This window comes from Pseudoxanthomonas sp. LjRoot204_2 (assembly GCF_056175765.1).
Window position 1 is genome coordinate 1 of record NZ_JBGFFG010000546.1, and the last position, 1,944, is coordinate 1,944.

General features: G+C 66.8%; 2 protein-coding genes and 1 pseudogene. 1 reads left to right on the forward strand and 2 read right to left on the reverse strand.

Going from position 1 to position 1,944, the window contains the following annotated elements:
- The coding region (locus AC04L7_RS17685; protein WP_475513566.1) for an IMP dehydrogenase at positions 1–660 on the reverse strand (660 nt) is incomplete at its 3' end.
- A gap of 195 nt (positions 661–855) precedes the next feature.
- Positions 856–1,713 (reverse strand): bifunctional methylenetetrahydrofolate dehydrogenase/methenyltetrahydrofolate cyclohydrolase FolD, encoded by an 858-nt coding sequence (gene folD / locus AC04L7_RS17690; protein WP_435998755.1) that lies wholly within the window; start codon positions 1,711–1,713, stop codon positions 856–858.
- Between the two features lie 150 nt (positions 1,714–1,863).
- Here folD and AC04L7_RS17695 point away from each other — a divergent pair.
- Positions 1,864–1,944 (forward strand): annotated as a pseudogene (locus tag AC04L7_RS17695) (DUF1244 domain-containing protein); the annotation flags it as partial.

The window sequence follows — 1,944 nt, forward strand, 5'->3', positions numbered from 1 at the left end:
ACCGACGACCAGGCGGCTGGCGCTGTCCTTGGCGGCATTGGGGTTGTCGGTCTTCTTCTGGATGTCCTTGACGGTGATCAGCCCGCGCAGGTCGAAGGCGTCATTGACCACCAGCACCTTCTCGATGCGGTGCTTGTGCAGCAACTGCAGCACTTCGCCGTCGCTGGCGCCTTCGCGCACGGTGATCAGGCGATCCTTCTTGGTCATGATGTGGCGGACCGGATCGTCGAGCTTCGTTTCGAAGCGCATGTCGCGGCTGGTGACGATGCCGACCAACTGGCCGCCGTCCACCACCGGCACGCCGGAGATGTTGCGGGCACGGGTGAGCTTGAGCACTTCGGCGATGGTGGTTTCAGGTCCGACGGTGAAGGGCTCCTTGATGACGCCGGCTTCGAATTTCTTGACCTTGGCCACTTCGGCGGCCTGCTGCTCGACGGTCAGGTTCTTGTGCAGGATGCCGATGCCGCCCAGCTGGGCCATGGCGATGGCCAGGCGGGCCTCGGTGACCGTATCCATGGCGGCCGAGACGATCGGCAGCTTCAGCCGCAGGTCGCGCGTCAGGCGCGTCTCCAGACTGACATCCTTGGGCAGGACGGTGGAATGGGCGGGGACGAGGGAGACGTCGTCGTACGTCAGTGCTTCAGCCTGGATGCGCAGCATCGGCGGGCCCGGATAGTTGGGGAAGCGCGGCATTATACCCTGATCGGCGGGGCTTCCGGCTGCCGCCAAAGCCGGAACAATGCTTTCCCGCACACATCATCCGGGCACCTGTGGGAGCGACGTAAGTCGCGATGGGGGAGTCCGGGCACTTCATCGCGACTTGCGTCGCTCCCACGACCAGCAAAAAGTGGCGGCTCAGAGGCCCGCTTCGGCTGCTTCCAGCGTGTTCTGCATGAGCGTGGCGACGGTCATCGGCCCCACCCCACCCGGGACGGGGGTGATCCAGCTGGCGCGCTCAAAGGCCGCATCGAATCCCACGTCGCCGACCAGTCGGCCGTCATCCAGCCGGTTGATGCCGACGTCGATAACGACCGCGCCCGGCTTGACCCATTCGCCAGGGACCAGCCCCGGCTTGCCGGCCGCCACGACCAGGATGTCGGCATCGCCGACCCGGGCCTGCAGCACGTCGCGGGGGGTGAACTTGTGGCAACTGGTCACGGTGCAGCCGGCGATCAGCAGTTCCAGCGCCATCGGGCGGCCCACGTGGTTGCTGACGCCGACGATCGTCGCGTTGCGGCCGCGGACCGGCTGGTCGGTGTAGCCAAGCAAGGTGGTGATGCCGCGTGGCGTGCACGGGCGCAGACCGAACTGGCGCAGCGCCAGGTGGCCCACATTGGCCGGATGGAACCCGTCCACGTCCTTGTGCGGGTCGATGCGCTCGATCAGGCGGGTCGCGTCCGGAATGCCCGGCAGCGGCAGCTGGATGAGGATGCCGTGGATCTTGGCGTCGGCATTCAACTGGTCGATCAAGGCCAACAGTTGCGCTTCGGACGTGCCGGCCGCCAGGTCGTAGTCGAACGCCTCGATGCCGACCTTCTCGGCCGCGCGGCGCTTGTTGCGCACGTACACGGTCGAGGCCGGGTCGCCACCCACCAGCACCACGGCCAGGCCAGGCCGCGTCAAGCCGCCCGCGACGCGCGCGTCCACCCGGACCTTGAGTTCGTCCAGCAGGTTCTCGGCGATGCGGCGGCCGTCCAGGATTCGGGCAGTCATGGGAACGTGGGGTGTAGAGTCGGCGCGTATTGTCCCCGATTCCGGCATGGGTGTCTGTGCAAACCGCGCGATGCGCGCACCGGATGCCGTTTCGAACACCGGTTTCGCGACCGACATCGCGCCCACCTGCCCGTTCTGGATCAACCACCGATGACCGATACCACCGCCCTGGAAGCCGCCGCGTTCCGTCGCCTCCTCCAGCACCTCAACGAGGACCGCACCGATGTACAG